Origin of the sequence: Saccharopolyspora sp. CA-218241 (genome assembly GCF_050954615.1) — a bacterium.
Classification (GTDB): Bacteria; Actinomycetota; Actinomycetes; order Mycobacteriales; family Pseudonocardiaceae; genus Saccharopolyspora; species Saccharopolyspora cebuensis.
On record NZ_CP191860.1, the window covers coordinates 5,392,356 to 5,413,943 of the forward strand.

At 72.5% G+C, this 21,588-nt stretch carries 8 protein-coding genes and 2 pseudogenes; 3 read left to right on the forward strand and 7 right to left on the reverse strand.

Annotated elements, in window-relative coordinates; genetic code table 11:
* Window positions 1-60: 60 nt before the first annotated feature.
* The 5 genes from ACQP0T_RS25460 to ACQP0T_RS25480 form a co-directional block, all read right to left on the reverse strand.
* Window positions 61-3,279 (reverse strand): scabin-related ADP-ribosyltransferase, encoded by a 3,219-nt coding sequence (locus tag ACQP0T_RS25460; protein WP_433870307.1) that lies wholly within the window; start codon window positions 3,277-3,279, stop codon window positions 61-63.
* A complete protein-coding gene (locus ACQP0T_RS25465; protein WP_433870308.1) occupies window positions 3,276-5,789 on the reverse strand; it encodes a hypothetical protein in 2,514 nt (837 codons plus the stop codon). The genes ACQP0T_RS25460 and ACQP0T_RS25465 overlap by 4 nt, the downstream gene beginning before the upstream one ends.
* Complete coding sequence (locus ACQP0T_RS25470; protein ID WP_433870309.1) at window positions 5,786-6,094, reverse strand: ESX-1 secretion-associated protein; 309 nt, start codon at window positions 6,092-6,094, stop codon at window positions 5,786-5,788. The genes ACQP0T_RS25465 and ACQP0T_RS25470 overlap by 4 nt, the downstream gene beginning before the upstream one ends.
* 14 nt (window positions 6,095-6,108) lie before the next feature.
* A complete protein-coding gene (locus tag ACQP0T_RS25475; protein ID WP_433870310.1) occupies window positions 6,109-6,696 on the reverse strand; it encodes a YbaB/EbfC family nucleoid-associated protein in 588 nt (195 codons plus the stop codon).
* An 89-nt stretch (window positions 6,697-6,785) separates the two neighbouring features.
* On the reverse strand, window positions 6,786-7,238 hold the full coding sequence (locus ACQP0T_RS25480; protein WP_433873842.1) for a carboxymuconolactone decarboxylase family protein: 453 nt from the start codon (window positions 7,236-7,238) through the stop codon (window positions 6,786-6,788).
* Window positions 7,239-7,355: 117 nt separating this feature from the next.
* Between ACQP0T_RS25480 and ACQP0T_RS25485 the strand changes: the two are divergent.
* Both ACQP0T_RS25485 and ACQP0T_RS25490 read left to right on the forward strand, forming a co-directional pair.
* A pseudogene (locus ACQP0T_RS25485) lies at window positions 7,356-8,725 on the forward strand (PLP-dependent aminotransferase family protein).
* Window positions 8,726-8,903: 178 nt separating this feature from the next.
* Complete coding sequence (locus ACQP0T_RS25490; RefSeq protein ID WP_433870311.1) at window positions 8,904-9,347, forward strand: DUF6319 family protein; 444 nt, start codon at window positions 8,904-8,906, stop codon at window positions 9,345-9,347.
* A 706-nt stretch (window positions 9,348-10,053) separates the two neighbouring features.
* On the opposite strand, the gene ACQP0T_RS25495 is transcribed toward ACQP0T_RS25490, so the two are convergent.
* Window positions 10,054-13,965, reverse strand: coding sequence for a DNA-directed RNA polymerase subunit beta' (locus ACQP0T_RS25495; protein WP_433870312.1), 3,912 nt, complete (start codon window positions 13,963-13,965; stop codon window positions 10,054-10,056).
* A gap of 104 nt (window positions 13,966-14,069) precedes the next feature.
* Window positions 14,070-17,563 (reverse strand): annotated as a pseudogene (gene rpoB / locus ACQP0T_RS25500) (DNA-directed RNA polymerase subunit beta).
* Window positions 17,564-18,393: 830 nt separating this feature from the next.
* Here rpoB and ACQP0T_RS25505 point away from each other — a divergent pair.
* Window positions 18,394-21,552, forward strand: coding sequence for a CHAT domain-containing protein (locus tag ACQP0T_RS25505; RefSeq protein WP_433870313.1), 3,159 nt, complete (start codon window positions 18,394-18,396; stop codon window positions 21,550-21,552).
* Window positions 21,553-21,588 lie beyond the last annotated feature (36 nt).

Genomic DNA, 21,588 nt, shown 5'->3' on the forward strand with positions numbered 1-21,588 from the left:
CTTCCCGCAACGCAGGCGTGATCGGCGGCACGCCGTCCTGCTCGTTTTCCGACATGCTCATCAGCCCTGGAGATTCTTGTAGTAGTAGGGGTTGTGGAAGGTTCCGAGCAGTTCCCCGGTCTCCACGTCGTAGACATCGCAGCTCGGCACGTATCGGAAGTCGATTCCACCGACGAAGCCCACTTCGGATTCACGCGTGTCGTGCCCCAGGTTCTCCGACGACATGTTCATATCGATGCCGCCGCCCGCGTCGATCTGGTACACGAACGCGAATTTCTGGCCGCTCCCCTTCGCCGTGGAGAGGGCCCGATCGCGCGCGTAGTCCTCGTCGCGAGTGGTGGAGACCAGGCCGCCGCCTTGACCGCGGTTTCCGTCGAAGTGCTTGTCCAGGCTGAGGTCCTCGCTCCTCGCCTGGAAACCCGCCTGATTGCCCCAGACCTCATTGGGATGGCGGAGATCGCTGCGGTACAGCACGTCGGTGTCGGTGCGCCAGTGCAGATACCTGCCCTGCCGACCATCGTTGAGGTCGTCCTCGATGGCCTTCTGATCCCATCCGGCGCTGTCCGGGAGGCTGCCGAACGCATCATTTCCGTCCGGCGCGGCGACCGCCTGGACAGAATCGTCGATCTCGAAATTGTGCAGCTGGGGCTGCCGCTTCCTCGGCCCGAGCTCCTCATCGACTCGCTGCTCGACCCAGTCAATGTCCCCGGGTTCGAGGTGGTCACCCAGCATCTTCTCGTACTTTTCCCGGACTTTCGCCCGCGCTTCCGGCGTTGAGTTCGGGTCCGCCGGAACGTAGCCGTTCTTGGCGCGCCCATCACCGACGCCCAACGGATCGAAGTCGCGCTTGGCAACTCGACCGGAGTTCGCCGGGCTGGGACCGCCATCGGCACGGCCGCCAGAGCCCTGCGGACCGAAACCACCATCCGCACGACCACCAGAACCCTGCGGACCGAAACCACCATCCGCACGACCACCAGAACCCTGCGGACCGAAACCACCATCCGCACGACCACCAAAGCCCTGCGGACCGAAACCACCATCCGCACGACCACCAGAACCCTGCGGACCGAAACCACCATCCGCACGACCACCAGAACCCTGCGGACCGAAACCACCATCCGCACGACCACCAGAACCCTGCGGACCGAAACCACCATCCGCACGACCACCAGAACCCTGCGGACCGAAACCACCATCCGCACGACCACCAGAACCCTGCGGACCGAAACCACCATCCGCACGACCACCAGAACCCTGCGGACCAAAACCACCATCCGCACGACCACCAGAACCCTGCGGACCAAAACCACCATCCGCACGACCACCAGAACCCTGCGGACCAAAACCACCATCCGCACGACCACCAGAACCCTGCGGACCAAAACCACCATCCGCACGACCACCAGAACCCTGCGGACCAAAACCACCATCCGCACGACCACCAGAACCCTGCGGACCAAAACCACCATCCGCACGACCACCAGAACCCTGCGGACCGAAACCCTCGCCGGGGCGCGGGGCGTGCGGCGGCTGAGCGCTGTAGTCGGGCGTCGGGTGCTGTGCTGGTGGGCGACCGGCTGGATGCGGGGTTCCGGGTGGCGGGCCTTGCCGGGCGGCATTCGGCGGAGGCCCGGCAGGCTGCTGCTGCGGTGTGCGCGGCGGCGGTCCCGGGTTCGGTTGTTGATGGCCGGGGCCCGGTCGTTGTGGAGCGCCCGGCCCCTGCTGACCAGGCACCGGCCCGCGCGGCGCTCGCGGATCGGGCGCGTTGTGCGGAACCTGCGGAGCACCAGGCGGGTTCTGCGGCGCACCCGCTGGACGCGGCGGACCGGCAGGCTGCGCGTGGGATCCCGGGGCTTGCTGGGTCGGGCCGCCGGTCGGCCCAGCGGGACCCGGATGGGCCGGAGGCGTCGGGGCTTGGTTCGGCGCCGTGTGGTTCGGCGCCGGCTGCTGCGGCGTCGGGGCCTGTGGCGTCGGGGCCTGGGGCGGGGTGTTGGGGACGAACTGGCCCGTGCTGGGGTCGACTCGGCCGAGGGGTTCCCACTGGTGGGTGTGCGGGTCGTAGCGGCCGAGGTCGTGGTAGCCGGTGCTGTCGCGGTGCACGGGGATCCAGCGGCCGAGCTCGTCGGCGCGGCCGTGCGCGATCCACTCGCCGCGCTGGTTGTAGTGGCCGTTGGGCACCAGGTTGCCGTTGGGCTCGTAGTGGCCCGGCACCCAGCGGCCGAACCCGTCGACCTGGCCGTGCGGGACCCACCGGCCGTACTGGTCCAGGGTCGCGTGCGGCACGAACTCGCCGGACGGCCCGAGGTGGCCGGGTATCGGGGTGCCGTAGTCGTCGGGGCGGTGCTGCAGCCCTCCGCTGAACGCGGGGCCGCCGGGGTGCAGGAACTCCGGCGGTGGGTTCTCGTAGCCGCGCCGCCACGCGGCGTCGGCCCAGTGGCCGAACTTGACCCACTCCGGCCGGTGGCCCGGCGGGAAGGGGCTGTCGTGGACGGCGGTGCTGCCGTCGGGGCGGAAGCTCGTCCAGGTGCCGGGTTCGTCGAAGTGCGGTTGCGGCGTGCCGGAGGCGTCGACGTCGAAGCTCGCCCGGCTGCCGCTGGCGTACATGTTGCCGTGGTTGTCGCCCCAGGCGTCGGTGTTCGGCGCCAGCACCTCGACGTCGAGCTCGCGGGCCAGCTCCTCGGCGAAGTTCGGCGAACCGTCCGCGGTGTCGCCACCGGTCCGGCACGCCAGCAGGCGGACCGGGGAGCCCGGCTGGTAGCCCGGCGCTCCCCGGATGATCTCGGCGAGTTCCTTCGCGTTGAGCTCGGTGCTGCCCATCCGCACGCCGTTCGGCGAGCCGTGCACCTCGACGGTGAAGCGCTTCGGGTCCACGGCCGCCCACGGCCTGCTCCGGGCATGGGCGACGCTGCCGTAGTACGGCGTGGACGGGTGCGCCGCCATCGACAACCCGGAGTCGACGTTGCGGATCTCGCGGATGTTCTCCGCCCCGAGCTTCGCCCGCAGCTCGTCGGACATCGCGGGCGTCTTGGACTGGTGCACGCCCAGCGCCCAGCCGTCCCGCTTCGAGAACTGCGCCTCCACCGGCACCTCGGCGGCCATCGACTCCGGCGTGGAGCGCGGCGGACCCGCCGACTCCTCCGGCGGGGCGTCCGGACGGTCGTGGTAGCCGAGGGATTCGGCCCGGATGGCCGCGTCCTCGGCCACCCGCTGCTGCCAGCCCGGCCCCCAGTGCCGGAAACCCTCGCCCTTGACGTGCGCGAAGCTGTCGTGGGTCACGTCCGCCCACGGGTAGCGGTCGGCATCGGCGTGCCGGACCTGCGCGGCCGGGCGGTGCGCCGGTCCGTCGGGACGGCCGCGGCCGTTCGGCGCCGCGTCCGGGCGGCCGGGGGCGTTCGGTGCCGGCGCGTCCGGGCGGCCCGGGTTGTCCGGTCGGCTCGGAGCCGGTGCGGAGTCCCGGGGCGGGGCCGTCGGGCGGGATGCGTCCGGACGGGCCGGGCCGTTCGGCGCCGGGGCGTCCGGGCGACCGGCGGCACGGGGCGGCGGCGCGGAACCTGCGGGCGGTACGCGGGGCGGGCCCTGCGGCGTCGGGGCGCCCGAGCGCCCCGGTGCGTTCGGAGCCGGTGCGTTCGGAGCCGGGGCGGCGGTCCGCGGCGGGACGTTCGGGGACTGCGCACCCGGAGCGTTCGGCGTGGGCCGGGGCGGGACCTCCGGTCGTGGTGCGTCCGGACGGGCCGGGGCGTGCGGGGTCCGCGCGTCCGGGCGGGCGGGCGCGTCGTGGCGGGCCGGGGCGTTCGGCGCCGGTGCGTCCGGACGGCCCGGCGGCTGCGGGGGCGACGCGGCGGGCGGGCGCGGAGCGTTCTGCTGCGGCGGTCCCGCCGGGGGACGCGCCGGGCCTCCCGGCGGCGGTCCCGGGCGTTCGGGCGACCGGGGACCGCTCGGGCCCCGGGGTGGCGCGGCATCCGGTCCGCGCCGCCCGGCGGCGCCGGGGCTGCCGGGGTGCCGGTCCAGCCGCCGCCGGAACGTCCCGGGCTCCCGGCCTGGGGCGATCCCGGCGTCGAGGCGCCCGGCGCAGCACCCGGCGAGGCACCGGACGCACCGCCGCTGCTCGTGGGATCGGTGCGCGGGGGCGGCGGAGCCACCGGGCCCGCGGTGCCCGCCTCCGGTGGGCGGACCGGGGCGTCGACGCTCGCCGAGGACGTGCTCGACGGGCGGTTCGGGACCTCGGAACCGGCGTCCCGAGGCGGTCCGGGCATCGCACCCGGGGCGGTCGACGCGCCGCCCGTCGGCGGTGCGGGACCCGCGGTCGAGGCACCCTCCGGAGTGGACGATGACGGGCTCGGCGTGGACGGCGCGGTGCCCGGCGACGGGGCGCTCGACGATCCGGCGCTCTGCGGCCCATCCGGGCTCGACGGCGCAGTACCCGGCGCCGGGGCGCTCGGCGATGCGGTGCTCTGCGGCCCATCCGGGCTCGACGGCGCGGTTCCCGGCGACGCGGTGGACGCGGGCGACGGGGAGTCCGGTGTGGATGCGTTGAAGGCTTGCGGGGCCTGCGGCGTCGAGTTGCCCGGCGACGACGGCGCGTCCGGAGCCGACGGGCTCGGCGTGCCCGGGGAGGGGCTCGGCGTGCCGGGACCGGGGGCATCGGTGGCGGTCGCGCTGCGCGGGGACGGCCCGTCCGCGCCGGGCGGGGTGGGGCCGGTGCCGTTCGGGCCGGTGCCCGGTGGGGCGGTGCCGGGTGACGCCGTGGCGGGGTCGTTCGACGTGCGGGGGGTGGTGCTCGCGGGGTCACCCGGGGTGCGGGTCGGTTCGTCGGGGTCCCCGCCGCCGGGGTCGCCCCCGGTGCCGGCGCGGCTGCGACCGACGACGTCGGTGCCGAAGGTGTCGTCGAACTTGCCCCAGGCCTTCTCGGCGACCTTGTCCGCGACCTTGCCGGAGATGTCGATCTTGTCTGCGGCCTTGCCGACGGCCGCGGCGGCGGTGCCGACCGCGTCGGCGGCCTTCCCGCCGAGCTTGCCGAGGGCCTGCATGACCTCGCCGAAGACCTCGACCATCTTGGCGAGCTTGGGCGAGACGTTGGCGATCGTCGTGGTCAGCTTGGTGACGATCTCGGCGACCTTGGCGACGGTCTTGCCGATGAACATGACCGCCTTCGGCACCACCCAGGCCAGCGAGGCCACGGGCGGGAGCACGGCCTGCAGCGCGAAGCTGATCAGCCGGGAGATGCAGTCGGAGATGAGGTCCCGGACGAATTCGCGGACGAACGAGACGACCTCGCCCATCACCGTGACGACGGTGCTGATCGTGTTGGCCAGCTCGGCCATCCCGGTCAGCGCCTCGCCGTGCTTGCCCGCCTGCTTCCGGTAGGCGTCACCGGCCGCGCCGGTCCACTCGCCGGTGTGGGCCTTGACCGCGTCGGCGTACCCGGTGGCGGCGGCGCCGACCGCCTGCGACACGTTCGCCCAGGTCTCGCCGTAGGCGCGGACGCCGTCGGGGTCGCCGGCGAACCAGTCCAGCGCCTCCTTGAGCGGTTCGACGTGCTCGATCAGCCAGGACAGGCCGTAGGACAGCAGGGTGCCGATGGGATCGACGGCCATGCTGAGGCCTTCCATCGCCATGCCGCCGTAGGCCAGGCCGCTCTCGACCCAGCTCGACCCGTCGTTGAGCGAGCTGACGTCGTTGACCGACTCGGCGATCCCGATGCCGGTGGCCCAGCCTGCCTCCCCGGTGCCCGCGGTGAAGAACCCGCCGGGGTTCTCCTCCTGCTGCACGACGAGCGGATTGCTCATACTTCGATGCCCTCGAACCCGTCGCTGTTGTCCTCGTCGACGGACTCGTAGTCCTCAGCGGTGGCCCGGATGTTGTCCGCGGTCTCGCGCATCGCCTCGACGGCCTTCTTCAGGGCCTCGACGCCCTGCTGCTCCACCGGATCGATCATCCACGCGAACGGGCGGCACAGGATCCCGTAGGCGTCGTTGTCCAGCGACACCTGCTGCGAGGCGTCGACCGCGGTGCCGAGCTGGTCCACCACACCGTCCACCGCGGACGCGTGCGCGCGCAGGTTCTCCACCACGACGTTCATCTCGTCGGCCACGACGACTTCCCCTCTCAGCGCAGGAACGACTCGTCGCTGAAGTCGCCGTCGTCGTCATCGTCGGGACCGCTCGGCCGCGGCCTCGGCGGCGGGGGCTTCGGCGTCTGGGGATGCGGCGTCTGGGGCGGCTGGGGACGGGCCGGGGGCGGCGCCGGGTCGGCGTCCTCCTCGACCTCGATCTCCATGTCCCGCAGGCCCGGGCGGCGCGACGGCGGCTCGTCCTCGGGCTCCTCCGGCGGCTCCGGGAAGTGGCGGCGGGCCTCCCCCAGCACGTGCTGGGCGGCGGAATCCTCCAGGCCGACCGTCTCGGCGACCGCCTCCTGCATCAGCTCCGGGATCCGGGCCTGCGCGGCCTGCACCGTGCGCATGATCTCGGCCGACAGCGCGGCCATCGGCCGGTTCCCGGCGCTCTCGGCCAGTTCGAGGTGCTGGAGCATCCCGCTCGACGACACGGTCACCCGCACCGCCCCGTCCCGGGACGACTCGGTGACCTGGATGTCCTCGACGCGCGACTGCATCCGGCCGAACCGCTCGGCCTTCTCCGCAGCCCGGTCCTGCCACTGCCGCACCATCTGCTCGACGGCCCTGATGTCCTCGGGCACCGGTCACCCCCTCGATCGCCGGGCGAACGCTACCAACACAGCAGCGCCGCCCGGCGGGGATCAGCGAGATCGGACCGGTGTTCGCCTGATCACTCCCGGGGCGCGATCGGGCGCCGTGCGGTGACGCCGAGCCGGTTCCAGGCGTTGATCGTGGTCGCGGCCCAGGTCAGGGCCCCGAGCTGCGCCTCGTCGAAGAAGCCCGCCGCCGCGTCCCACACCTCGTCCGGGACGCCGTGCTCGGAGAGCTTCGTGATCGCCTCGACCAGCGCCAGGGCGGCGCGCTCGGCCGGGGTGTAGAGGTCGGTCTCCCACCACACCGCGACCAGGTCCAGGCGCTGCTCGCCGACGCCCCGGGCCCGGCCTTCGCGGGTGTGCATGTCCAGGCAGAACGAGCAGCCGTTGAGCTGCGACGCGCGGACCTTGATCAGCTCGTGCAGTTCCTCGTCGAGCCCGGCGGCCTCCCACGCCTGCGCCGCGGCGCGTTGCAGGGCGAACATCGCGCGGCTGGTCGCCGGGTCGGTCCGGTGCAGGTCGATGCGCATCTCGGTCACGGCCCCACGCTAGGGCGCCGAGCGCGCCGCGCGGTGGTCCAGTGCGCCGTCGGTCCCGTGGTCCGGTTCCGCCCGGTAGGGTCGGCGGCCGTGGCGGTGGGACGGTCGCTGGACCTGCACCTGGACTGGGCGGGACGGCCCGACAGCCGGCGGCTCGCGGAAGCGCTGCGCACCGCGATCCGCGACGGTCGGCTGCCCGCCGGTGGCCGGGTGCCCTCGACCCGCGCGCTGGCCCAGGACCTCGGCGTCGCGCGCGGCACGGTGACCCGCGCCTACGACCAGCTCGTCACCGAGGGGTTCCTGCTGGCGCGGCAGGGCGCGCCCACCACCGTCGCCGACCGCCTCACCACCCGCGACGAGCCCGACTCCCCGGCGGCACCGCCCGATCCCGCCCCGCGCTGGGACTTCCGCCCCGGGCGCCCGAACCTCAGCGCCTTCCCCGCCGCGACTGGTCGGCCGCCGGCCGCCGCGCCCTGGGCGCGCTGCGCGCGGGCGACCTCGACTACGGCGATCCGCAGGGGCACCCGGCGCTGCGCGAGGCCCTCGCCGACTACCTCGCCCGGGCCCGCGCGGTGGCCGTCGACCCCGCGCGGATCGTCATCTGCAACGGCTACAGCCAGGCGTTGGCGCTGCTCAGCAAGGCCCTGGTGGAACGCGGCGCGACGTCGATCGACTTCGAGGACCCGTCGCTGCCGCAACTGCGCGCCATCCCGGCCGGGCTCGGGCTGACCGTGCGCGGCGTCCCGGTCGACGGCGAGGGCATCGACGTCGCCGCGCTGCGCGGCCCGGCCGCCGTGGTGACCCCGGCGCACCAGTTCCCGCTCGGCGGCACCCTGGCCTCCGGCCGCCGCACCGAACTCGTGCGGTGGGCCAGGGAGTCCGGGGCGGTGATCGTCGAGGACGACTACGACGGCGAGTTCCGGTTCGACCGCCGACCGGTCGGCGCGCTGCAAGGGCTCGCGCCCGACCAGGTCGCCTACGCCGGCACCGCGAGCAAGACGCTGGCCCCGGCGCTGCGGCTGGCGTGGCTGGCGCTGCCGCCGGACCTGGTCGAACCGGTGCGCACCGCGCAGGAGCACAGCGGCCTGCACGCGCCGCTGTTCGAGCAGCTCACCCTCGCCGAGCTGATCCGCTCCGGCGACTACGACCAGCACATCCGCCGCTCCCGGGCGCTCTACCGCAGGCGCCGGGAGATCGTGCTCGACGCGTTGGCCGGGATGCGCGCGCGGCACCGGCCCTACCCGGCGGGCATCGCCGCCGGGCTGCACCTGGCGATCCAGCTCGACCCGGTCGGTCCGAGCGAGCGGGAGGTGCGGGTCCGCGCCGAGCGCGCCTCGGTCGGGCTGGAACTGCTCGGCCGGTTCTGGATCGACCCGGGCGCCGGTGCTCCGGGCGCGGTGATCGGCTACGCCGCGCCGCCCGAGCACGCGTTCCGGCCCGGGTTGCGCGCGCTCGTCGAGGTGCTGGAACGGCGCTGAACCCGGACGAGCGGCCGGAGGGGCGCGCGCGGCGAGGCGTTAGGTTGGTGATCGAACGGTCGGGCCCGCGGTCCTCGAGCCGGGCGCGCGGCACCGGAGGCGGACTTCCCGGAACGGACGCGCGGGGAACACCTGTTCTATTCTTGTAGTACCGGCGACACATCGCGAGGAGACGACATTGACCGAACCCGGAACGAGCACCGAGGACAACGCCGGCACGACCGAGGCCACCGGCACCGAGACCGCCGCCCCGGCCGAGGAGGCGACCGGCACCGCGGCGCCCGCCGCTGACGGCGCCTCGACCGAGGACGCCGCGCCGAAGAAGAAGCGCACCAAGAGCACCGCGCGCAAGACCCGCACGGTGGAGCTCACGCTGACCGTCACCGGCACCGCCGAGGGCGAGTGGCAGGCCGACCTGATGCACTCCGGCAAGCGCGTGGTGCAGGGCCTGTCCGTGCCCGCCGCCGCGGTGGCCAAGGCCGCCGCCGAACTGCACCCGGAGATCTCGGAGACCATCGACACCGTGATCACCCAGGCCCGCGAGCAGCACGAGGCCAAGCTCGCCGAGCTCGAAGCCGAGGTCGAGCGGGTCCGCAAGGCGCTGGCGGAACTGGAGAACTGACCCGGCGCGACGTGCCGTGCCGGCCCCTCGTCGGCACGGCACGTCCGCCCGGGGACCAGCATTGCCGAGCACTGCGCGGGGACGCGGGTCCGCGGCGAGACTCCCAGACCCGGCAGCGGCGCGGCAACCACCGAACCGGTCCACCACCACCATCCCCGCAGCGCACCAGCACCCCACCCCGGGGCCACCCACGAGCCGGGCGCCGCCCGCCGCTCACGCACCGCGAACCGGGCCACCGCGACCGGGCCACGCACCCGGACGCCCGCGCCAGCCCAAGGACCGGCCACGCCTCCGCCGCTCACGCCACCCGCGGACCGCGCCACGCCCCCGCCGCTCACACACCGCGAGCCGGGCCACGCCCCCGCCGCTCCGCGCCCGCGAATCGGGCCACCGACGAACCGGGCCACGCACCCGGGCGCCCCGCGGCCCGCCGCTCACGACCACCCCGCGGACCGCCGCGCCACGCGCGTCGAGCACCACGCGCCCTCCTCTGCCGAACGAGAAGGCCCGGCCGGCACTCCCCACTGCCCCCGTCGGGGTGATTCCTCAACACGTGAGGGGCACCTTCATCCGGCTTAGTCGGATGAAGGTGCCCCTCACTCAGTTCACGAACGGGTGGTGCGGCCCGGCGCGGGAGGTGGACCTGCCCGCCGAAAGGTGAAGGCCCCTGGCCGGTGGTACCGGTCAGGGGCCTTCAGCGGGTGGATCAGCGGTAGTCGCGGCCGAAGTCGTAGTCGTCCAGCGGCACCGCGGCGCCGGTTCCGGCGCCGAACACATCCGGGGTGTAGTAGCTGTCGTCGTAGGACGGGATCGCGTAGGCCGCGGCCCGAGCCTCCTCCGTCGGCTGCACCTGGATGTTGCGGTAGCGGTTGATGCCGGTACCGGCCGGGATCAACTTACCGATGATCACGTTCTCCTTCAGGCCGACCAGCTTGTCGCTCGCGCCCTCGATCGCGGCGTTGGTGAGGATGCGGGTCGTCTCCTGGAAGGAGGCCGCCGACAGCCACGACTCGGTGGCCAGCGACGCCTTCGTGATGCCCATCAGCACCGGACGACCGGAGGCGGGGTCGCCGCCCTCGGCCACCACGCGCCGGTTCTCGCCCTCGAACTGCGAGCGCTCGACCGGCGAGCCGGGCAGGAACTCGGTGGCACCCGAGTCGATGATGATGACCCGGCGCAGCATCTGCCGGACGATCACCTCGACGTGCTTGTCGTGGATGCCCACGCCCTGCGACCGGTACACCTCCTGGACCTCGTTCACCAGGTGGAGCTGGGCCTCGCGCGGACCCATCACGCGCAGCACCTCGTGCGGGTCGACGGCGCCTTCCAGCAGCCGCTGACCGACCTCGACGTGGTCGCCGTCGGAGATCTGCCGCTCGGTGCCCTCCACCGAGATCGCCGCGAGCCGCTGCCGCTTGGACAGCTTGTCGTAGACGATCTCCTCGCTCCCGTCGTCCGGGATGATGGTGATCTTCCAGTAGCGGTCGTTGTCCTCCAGCCGGACGCGGCCCGAGGTGTCGGCGATGGGCGCCTTGCCCTTCGGGACGCGGGCCTCGAACAGCTCCTGGACACGCGGCAGACCGGTGGTGATGTCGTCCCCGGCGACGCCGCCCTGGTGGAAGGTCCGCATGGTCAGCTGCGTACCGGGCTCACCGATGGACTGCGCGGCGACGATGCCGACGGCCTCGCCGACGTCCACCAGCTTGCCGGTGGCCATCGAGCGGCCGTAGCAGACCGCGCAGACGCCGTAGGCCGACTCGCAGGTCAGGACGCTGCGCACCTTGACCTTGGTGGCGTTGGCGCCGAGCAGCCGCTCGATCGCCGGGTCGCCGAGGTCGGCACCGCGGGCCACGATGATGTTGCCGTCCTGGTCGAGCACGTCCTCGGCGGCGGTCCGCGCGTAGATGCTGGTCTCCACGTGCGGGTGCCGCACGTAGCCGCCGTCGTAGAGCCGCTCGGCGACCGGCATCTTGATGCCGCGCTCGGTGCCGCAGTCGCCCTCGCGGACGATGACGTCCTGCGAGACGTCCACCAGACGCCGGGTCAGGTAACCCGAGTCGGCGGTCCGCAGCGCGGTGTCGGCGAGACCCTTGCGGGCACCGTGGTTGGAGATGAAGTACTCCAGCACGGACAGGCCCTCGCGGAAGTTCGCCTTGATCGGCCGCGGGATGTACTCGCCCTTGGGGTTGGACACCAGACCGCGCATCCCGGCGAGCTGGACGACCTGCGTCATGTTGCCGGCCGCACCGGACTTCACGATCACGCTGATCGAGTTGTCGTCGGGGAAGTTCGCCTCCATCGCGGCGGCGACCTCCTCCTTCGCGGCGGTCCAGACCTTGACCAGCTCGGCGTTGCGCTCCTGGTAGGACAGCGCACCGCGGCGGTAGCGCTTCTCGACCTGGTCGGCCTTGCCCTCGTAGGAGTCCAGGATCTCGGTCTTGTTCGGCGGGACGACCACGTCGCTGATCGACACGGTCACGCCGGACCGGGTGGCCCAGTGGAAACCGGCGTCCTTCAGCTTGTCCAGCGTCTGGGCGACGGTGACCATCGGGTACCGCTCGGCGAGGTCGTTGACGATCGCGGCCTGCTTCTTCTTCGGCAGCAGGTCGTCGACGAACGGGTAGTCCTCGGGCAGCAGCTCGTTGAACCAGACCCGGCCCAGGGTGGTCTCGGCCAGCCACGGCTGACCGGGCTCCCAGCCCTCCGGCGTGGCCTCCCGGGGCGGCACCACGTCGCGCAGCCGGATCCGGATCTTCGCCTGCAGGTCCAGCGCACCGCGGTCGTAGGCCATGATGGCCTCGCCGACCGAGGAGTACGCCTGACCCTCGCCCTCGGCGCCGTCCACCTGGCGGGTCAGGTGGTAGAGGCCGGTGACCATGTCCAGCCGCGGCATCGCCAACGGCCGCCCGGAGGCGGGCGAGAGGATGTTGTTGCTGGACAGCATCAGCACGCGGGCCTCGGCCTGCGCCTCGGCGGACAGCGGCAGGTGCACCGCCATCTGGTCGCCGTCGAAGTCGGCGTTGAACGCCTCGCAGACCAGCGGGTGCAGCTGGATCGCCTTGCCCTCGACGAGCTGCGGCTCGAACGCCTGGATGCCGAGGCGGTGCAGCGTGGGCGCGCGGTTGAGCAGCACCGGGTGCTCGGTGATGACCTCTTCCAGCACGTCCCACACCTGCGGGCGCTGGCGCTCCACCATCCGCTTGGCGGACTTGATGTTCTGCGCGTGGTTGAGGTCCACCAGCCGCTTCATGACGAACGGCTTGAACAGCTCGACCGCCATCTCCTTGGGCAGGCCGCACTGGTGCAGCTTGAGCTGCGGGCCGACCACGATGACCGAACGGCCGGAGTAGTCGACGCGCTTGCCCAGCAGGTTCTGCCGGAACCGGCCCTGCTTGCCCTTGAGCAGGTCGGACAGCGACTTCAGCGGCCGGTTGCCCGGGCCGGTGACCGGACGCCCGCGACGGCCGTTGTCGAACAGCGCGTCCACGGACTCCTGGAGCATCCGCTTCTCGTTGTTGATGATGATCTCGGGCGCGCCGAGGTCGATCAGCCGCTTGAGGCGGTTGTTCCGGTTGATCACCCGGCGGTACAGGTCGTTGAGGTCGGAGGTCGCGAAGCGACCGCCGTCGAGCTGCACCATCGGACGCAGGTCCGGCGGGATGACCGGCACGCAGTTGAGCACCATGCCGCTCGGGTCGTTGCCGGTGGTCTGGAACGCCGCGACGACCTTCAGCCGCTTGAGCGCGCGGAGCTTCTTCTGGCCCTTGCCGGACCGGATGGTCTCCCGCAGGCCCTCGGCCTCGGCGCCGATGTCGAAGTTCGTCAGCAGCGCCTGGATGGCCTCGGCGCCCATGCCGCCGGTGAAGTACTCGCCGTAGCGGTCGTAGAGCTCGCGGTAGAGCACCTCGTCGGCGATGAGCTGGCGGGGCTCCAGCTTGGTGAAGGTCTCCCAGATCTCGTCGAGCTTGTCCAGCTCGCGCTGCGCGCGGTCGCGGAGCTGGCGCATCTCGCGCTCGCCGCCCTCCTTGACCTTGCGCCGCACGTCGCTCTTGGCGCCCTCGGCCTCCAGCTCGGCGAGGTCGGCCTCCTGCTTCTGGGCCCGCTGCTCCAGGTCCGAGTCGCGCTGGTCGGAGAGCCGCTTCTTCTCGGCGGTGATCTCGGCTTCCAGCGTCGACAGGTCGTTGTGCCGCATCTCGGTGTTCACCGAGGTGATCACGTACGCGGCGAAGTAGATGATCTTCTCGAGGTCCTTCGGGGCCAGGTCGAGCAGGTAGCCCAACCGGCTCGGGACGCCCTTGAAGTACCAGATGTGGGTCACCGCGGCGGCCAGCTCGATGTGCCCCATCCGCTCGCGGCGGACCTTGGCCCGGGTCACCTCGACGCCGCAGCGCTCGCAGATGATGCCCTTGAACCGGACCCGCTTGTACTTACCGCAGTAGCACTCCCAGTCGCGGGTCGGGCCGAAGATCTTCTCGCAGAACAGCCCGTCCTTCTCCGGCTTCAGGGTCCGGTAGTTGATGGTCTCGGGCTTCTTGACCTCGCCGTACGACCACTGGCGGATGTCGTCGGCCGTGGCCAGGCCGATGCGGAGTTCATCGAAGAAGTTGACGTCAAGCACGTCGGGTCTTCTCCCTTGGTCGGAAGGTCTGCCGGGTGACCGGCAGGGGTGCCAGGTTGGGTCGGCCGGGCCGCGGGATCGCTCCCGCGGCCCGGCGGCGAGCGTCAGTGCGCGATGTCGTCCACCGACGGCGATTCGTTGCGGGACAGGTTGATGCCGAGGTTGGCGGCGGCCCGCTCCAGGTCCTCGTCCTCCCCGTCGCGCATCTCGATCGCCGCACCGTCGCTGGAGAGCACCTCGACGTTCAGGCACAGCGACTGGAGCTCCTTGAGGAGCACCTTGAACGACTCCGGGATGCCCGGCTCGGGGATGTTCTCGCCCTTGACGATCGCCTCGTAGACCTTCACGCGGCCCACCACGTCGTCGGACTTGATCGTCAGCAGTTCCTGCAGCGTGTACGCGGCGCCGTAGGCCTGCATGGCCCAGCACTCCATCTCGCCGAAGCGCTGACCGCCGAACTGCGCCTTACCGCCCAGCGGCTGCTGGGTGATCATCGAGTACGGACCCGTCGACCGGGCGTGGATCTTGTCGTCCACCAGGTGCGACAGCTTCAGGATGTACATGTAGCCGACCGCGATCGGGTACGGGTACGGCTCGCCGCTGCGGCCGTCGAACAGCTGCGCCTTGCCGTTGCCCCCGACCATCCGCTCGCCGTCGCGGTTGGGCCGCGTCGACGCCAGCAGGCCGGTGATCTCCTCCTCGCGGGCACCGTCGAACACCGGGCTGGCGGTGTTCGTGCCGGCCTCCACGTCGTAGAGCTCGGCGGGCAGCCGCTTGGCCCAGTCCGGGTCGCCGTCGATCGACCAGCCCTGCGAGGCGATCCACCCAAGGTGGGTCTCCAGCACCTGGCCGATGTTCATCCGCCGCGGCACGCCGTGGGTGTTGAGCATGATGTCGACCGGCGTCCCGTCCGGGAGGAACGGCATGTCCTCGGCCGGCAGGATCTTGCCGATGACGCCCTTGTTGCCGTGGCGGCCGGCGAGCTTGTCGCCGTCCTGGATCTTGCGCTTCTGCGCGACGTAGACCCGGACGAGCTGGTTGACGCCGGGCGGCAGCTCGTCGTCGTCCTCGCGGTTGAACACCCGGACGCCGATGACCTTGCCGGTCTCGCCGTGCGGCACCTTCAGCGAGGTGTCGCGGACCTCGCGGGCCTTCTCGCCGAAGATCGCGCGCAGCAGCCGCTCCTCCGGGGTCAGCTCGGTCTCGCCCTTCGGGGTGACCTTGCCGACCAGGATGTCGCCGCCCTGCACCTCGGCGCCGATCCGGATGATGCCGCGCTCGTCGAGATCGGCCAGCACGTCGTCGGAGACGTTCGGGATGTCCCGGGTGATCTCCTCGGCGCCGAGCTTGGTGTCCCGAGCGTCGACCTCGTGCTCCTCGATGTGGATCGAGGTGAGCACGTCGTCCTGCACCAGGCGCTGGGACAGGATGATCGCGTCCTCGTAGTTGTGCCCCTCCCACGGGGTGATCGCGACGAGCAGGTTCTTGCCCAGCGCCATCTCACCGTTCTGGGTGCACGGGCCGTCCGCGATGACCTGCCCGGCCTCGATCCGGTCGCCCTCGTTGACGATCGGCTTCTGGTTGATGCAGGTGCCGTGGTTGGACCGGGAGAACTTCTCCATCCGGTACGAGCGGCGGGTGCCGTCGTCGGCCATGATCGTGACGAAGTCGGCGGTCAGCTCCTCGACCACACCGGCCTTGTCGGCGGTGATGACCTCGCCCGCGTCGACCGCGGCCCGCAGCTCCATGCCGGTGCCCACCAGCGGGGACTCGCTGCGCAGCAGCGGCACCGCCTGGCGCTGCATGTTGGCGCCCATCAGCGCGCGGTTGGCGTCGTCGTGCTCCAGGAAGGGGATCATCGCCGTGGCGGCGGAGACCATCTGGCGCGGCGAGACGTCCATGTAGTCGATCTCGGTGGGCGCCAGCAGCTCGACCTCGCCGCCCTTGCGCCGACCCAGCACCCGGTCCTCGAGGAAGTTGCCCTCGTCGTCGATCGGGGTGTTGGCCTGCGCCTTGACGAAGCGGTCCTCCTCGTCGGCGGTCAGGTAGTCGATCTGGTCGGTGACCACGCCGTCGGCGACCTTCCGGTACGGCGTCTCGATGAAGCCGAACGGGTTGACCCGGGCGAACGTGGCCAGCGAGCCGATCAGGCCGATGTTCGGGCCTTCCGGCGTCTCGATCGGGCACATCCGGCCGTAGTGCGACGGGTGGACGTCGCGGACCTCCATGCCCGCGCGCTCCCGGGACAGACCGCCCGGCCCGAGCGCGGAGAGCCGGCGCTTGTGCGTCAGCCCGGCGATCGGGTTGGTCTGGTCCATGAACTGGGAGAGCTGCGAGGTGCCGAAGAACTCGCGGATCGCCGCGGTGATCGGCCGGATGTTGATCAGGGTCTGCGGCGTGATCGCCTCGACGTCCTGGGTGGTCATCCGCTCGCGGACGACGCGCTCCATCCGGGACAGGCCGACGCGGACCTGGTTCTGGATCAGCTCGCCGACGGTGCGCAGGCGGCGGTTGCCGAAGTGGTCGATGTCGTCGACCTCGACCGGCACGGTCTCGCCCTCGCCGACGCCGCGGGCGGGCATCTCGTCCTCGGCGGCGTGCAGCCGGACCAGGTACTCGATCGTGGTGACGATGTCGTCCTCGGTCAGCGTGCCCGTCTCGTAGGCCTGGCCGAGACCCAGCTTCTTGTTCAGCTTGTAGCGACCGACGCGCGCGAGGTCGTAGCGCTTCTCCTTGAAGAACAGGTTCTCCAGGAGGGTCTGCGCGCTCTCCTTGGTCGGCGGCTCGCCCGGACGCAGCTTGCGGTAGATGTCCAGCAGCGCCTCGTCCTGCCCGGCGGTGTGGTCCTTCTCCAGGGTCGCCATCAGCGTCTCGGAGAAGCCGAACCGCTCGCGGATCGCCTCCGCCGTCCAGCCCAGCGCCTTGAGCAGCACGGTGACCGGCTGGCGGCGCTTGCGGTCGATGCGGACGCCGACGGTGTCGCGCTTGTCCACGTCGAACTCCAGCCACGCGCCGCGGCTGGGGATGATCTTGACGCTGTAGACGTCCTTGTCGGTGGTCTTGTCGATCGACTGGTCGAAGTACACGCCCGGCGAGCGGACGAGCTGCGACACGACGACGCGCTCGGTGCCGTTGATGATGAAGGTGCCCTTGTCCGTCATCATCGGGAAGTCACCCATGAACACCGTCTGGCTCTTGATCTCGCCGGTGGTGTTGTTGGTGAACTCCGCGGTCACGAACAGCGGGGCCGCGTAGGTCATGTCCTTGTCCTTGCACTCTTCGACCGAGGCCTTGACCTCGTCGTAGCGCGGATCGGAGAAGGACAGCGACATGGACCCGGAGAAGTCCTCGATCGGGGAGATCTCCCCAGGACCTCTTCGAGGCCGCCTACGGGGTTCTCTTCGCCGGCGTCGACCCGGCGCTGGAACCAGGTCTCGTTTCCGACGAGCCATTCGAAGGACTGGATCTGCAGGTCGAGCAGATTCGGCACTTCCAACGGCTCGCGGATGTTCGCGAAGGAAACCCGCCGGGGAGCTCCTGCGATGCCCGACGTGTGGTTGGAAGCTGCAGAGACCTTGGTCGCGCGGGAGACTGCCAAGATGCGTCCTTCCGGGACTCTGAACTGGCTACAACCGAGTCAGAGGCGGACGAGCCTGAAACGGGCAGGCCAGCCGGTCCGCTAACACGGCTGTCAAGGGTGCAATGGCGCCCACAACCCGTCCGTCCCGACGCTGATCGCTCGCCACGGGCAGACGGTATGAGGGCAGCGCAAAGTAGCAGTCTAGCCGGAACCGCGCCGACTGTCGAGGGGACCCTCCGATGGAGGTCCGACCTCGCGTCGACGACCAGAGTGACCCCGCTGGAGCCGACAGTCAAGAGTTCCGGCTCCGATCACTCTCGTGGCGCAAGACACGATCTTCGGAGGACCCCCGAACGGGGTCGGAACACCTGGTCAGAGCACTACCAGAAGGTAACTTCAGACGGGATCTGGACAACGCCCGGCAGGCGCGCTAGACCCTTCGGCGGGCCCCTCGGGGGCCGCTCGGCGGCGTCCCGGGTCGACCGCGTCACACCTCCGGGGTGCCCCTCCGGAACCGGATTCGCGGGAGGAATTCGACCGGCCCGCGCGCCGCGACGATTCTGGTCCGACCGCGACTCCGGGTGGCCGAATCGGCACGATCCGTCGCATTCGGCTAGCGCGGGATCGGTGAATCGCGAAATGATCTTGCGAATACCGTTGATCCATTCGGCCGCCCGGTTCGGCCGGGAGTAGCGATCCGGTGATTCGGTGCGCGACCGAGGAGTAACTTGGCGCTACCGGAAGATCCGGTCGGCGTCCGCCGGCGGCGCGCGGGACCGCCCGGTCCGCACCCGCGCCCGCCGCCGACCGCCACCCACGTGCCGCCAGGAAGTCATGGAGAGCCACTGATGACAGACGACGCGAGCCGCGCAGGCGAGCGGTTCGGCGGGCTCCAGCGCCGGACGTCGGGCCAGGACCGGGGGAGCTCCGGGTCGAGCTGGTTCTCCGGCGAGCAGGAGCCGGTCCCCGGCCAGGACGCCCCCGAGCCGCCCGCCCCGCAGCCGGCGACCCCACCACCGCCGCCGCAGCAGGGCGGGCAGCGCCCGTCCGCCGAGCAGCGCTACGCCGACGCCATCGCGGCGATGAACGAGATCGTCGCCACCCTCGACTTCACCCGGCTGCCGTGGGTCACCGAGGTGTTCCGGGTGACCGCCGGGGTGCTGCCCGAAGGCGACCCGGCCCGCGCCGGGGTGCTCAACAACCTCGGCAGCGCCGCCCAGCTCAGCCACCTGCGCACCGGCGACCTGGAGGACCTCGACGACGCCATCGCCTACTACCGCTCGGCGGCCACCGGCGCCCGCGAGGAGGACCGCGACCTCGTCCTCTACCGGTGCAACCTGGCCCTCGCGCTGGGCGACCTGGCCGCCAAGACCGATCAGCGCGGCGCGGCGCTGGAGAGCGCGCGGGTGGCCCGGGAAGCCGTCCGCGGCACCTCCGCGCGCGACCCGCGGCGGGTGATGGCGCTGATCCGGCTGGCCACCGCGCTGTCCCAGCACGCCCGGCTGGCCGCCGACACGGCCTCCGACGAGGAGTCCATCGACGTGCTGCGCGAGGCTGTCCGGCTCTCCCCCGCCCGCGAGCCCGGCACCAGCGACCTGCTGATCAACCTCGGCGGCGCGCTGCTGCGCCGGTACGAGCGCGACGGCCGGGTCGAGGACCTCGACGACGCGATCAAGCACCTCGGCTCGGGCGCCGACGCGCTGGCCGACGGCGAACCCCGGCGGGACGCGCTGTGCCGGCTCGCGCACGCGCAGCGGCTGCGCTTCGAGCACAGCGGCGACCTGGCCGACCTGGAGGCGGCGATCGGCGAGCTGCTCGGCGTGCTCGGGGTGCTCGACGCCGGGCACCCGCTGCTCGGCCGGGCGGTGCGGCACCTGGCGGTCGCCACCACCGCGCACGTCGACGCCACCGGTGAGCCGACGCAGCTGCGCCGGGTGCTGCGCCCGATCGCCCCGGCGGTCCGCGCGCTGACCGCCGACGACGAGGAGCGGGCGGTCGGCCTCTCCGCCTACGGGACCCTGCTGCGCAGGCACTACCAGCACGGCGGCGGGGCGCAGGCGCTGGACGCCGCGGTCCGCGCCGGGCAGTCCGCGCTGGCCGCCGACCCCGCGGGCGAGGACCGGGGCCGGGCGCTGTGCGCGCTGGCCGGTTCGCTCGTCGACCGGTTCGGCGTCGTCGGCGAGGTCGCCGACCTGGAGCAGGCCGCCGAGCTCTGCGAGCAGGTGTCCGAGCACGTCCCGGCGGATTCGCCGCTGCGGCTCGCCGCCGACGCCCAGCGCGGGATCGTCGCGGTGCACCGGCACGAGGCCACCGGCCGCTCGCGGGAGCTCGACGCCGCGATCGAACTGCTGGACCGGACGCTGGAGGCGCTGCCGGAGTCGGCCCCGGAACGCGCCCCGGCGGCGATCCAGCTCGGCCGCGCGCTGCGCGCGGTGCACCACCGGACCGGGCGGCGCCGCTACTACCGGTGGGCGCGCAAGGTCCTCACCGAGGCCGCCGAGCAGGCCACCGCACCCGCCGACCAGCGGTTGCGGGCGGCGGCGCTGGCCGGTCGGCTGGCCGCGCAGGGCCAGCGCTGGGCCGAGGCCACCGAGTCGCTGGGCACCGCGGTCGGCCTGCTGCCCCTGGTCACCCGGGGCAAGCGGGTGGTCGCCTCGGCGGCGCAGCAGCAGCGCTGGGCGGCGATCACCGCCGACGCGGCGGCCTGCGCGGTGGAGAGCGGCGACCCGGAGCGGGCGGTGGAGCTGGTGGAGCAGGGGCGGGAGGCCATCCTCGCCGACTACCTGCCCACCGGTGGGGAGCTGGGGATCCTGCACCGCACCCACCCCGACCTCGCCGACGAGGCGGTCCGGCTGCGCCGGTTGCTGGACCGGCCGGTCGGCGAGCCGGGCGACGGCGCGGACCGGGTCCGGCTGGTCCGCGCGTGGGAGGCGCTGCTGGCCGAGGCCCGCGAGGTGCAGCCGAACCACCTGCGCCGCACCGCGTTCGCCGACCTGGCGGGCGGGGCCGAGGACGGCTTGGCGGTGCTGCTCAACCTGAGCCGGTACCGCAGCGATGCGCTGGTGTTGATCGGCGGCCGGGTGCTGCTGGTGCCGCTGCCTGCCGCGAGCCCCGAGTCGGCCGCCGAGCAGTCCGCCGCGCTGCTCACCGCCGCGCAGCAGGGCGACGCCCGCACCGCGACCGACGTGCTCGACTGGACCTGGCGCAGCGTGGTGCGGCCGGTGCTGGACCGGATGGGTTACCTCGGGACGCCGCGGGAACGCTGGCCGCGGGTGTGGTGGAGCGCCTTCGGCGAGGCCGCGTACCTGCCGCTGCACGCCGCGGCCCCGCGCGGCGGCGAGGGGGCGCTGGACCGGGTGGTCTCCTCGTCGACCCCGACGCTGAGCTGCCTGCTGCGGGCCCGGTCGCGCCCGCTGCCCGAAGGCGGCAACCCGCTGGTGGCCGCCGGGTCGGCGAACGCGGTGTCCTGGGAGCTGCCCCGGCAGAACCAGGTGCTCGCGCAGCGCTGGCCGGGCGCCGAGATCGCCTCGGTGGAGAGCACGCACGCCCTGGAGCTGCTGCGGATGATGCCGGAGCACCCGTGGCTGCACGTCTGCGAACCGAGCTCGCAGTTCCCGTCCCGCCCGGCCGCCGGGCTGGTGCTGGACCGGGAGCCGCCGCAGCGCTCGGTCGGCGCGGTGGAGCTGGGGCAGGTGGCGCTGGACCGGTCCGAGTTCGCCTACCTCGGCCGGTGCGCGACCGCCGCCGAGACGCCCTCGGCGGCGGCGACCACGCTGGCCGCCGTCCTCGGCTTCGCCGGGTTCACCCACGTCATCGGCAGCCTGTGGGACGTCGAGCAGGACTGCGGGGCGCAGGTCCACGCCGACGTCTACGCGGAGGTGTTCGGCTCCGACGGCTTCGAGACCGACGGCTCGGCCTACGCGCTGCACGGCGCGGCGCAGCGGGTGCGCGCCGAGTTCCCGGGCGATCCGACCCGCTGGGCCGGGCACGTCCACGTCGGCCCGTGACGGCTACCCCCGCTCGGCGCCCTCGGGCCAGACCAC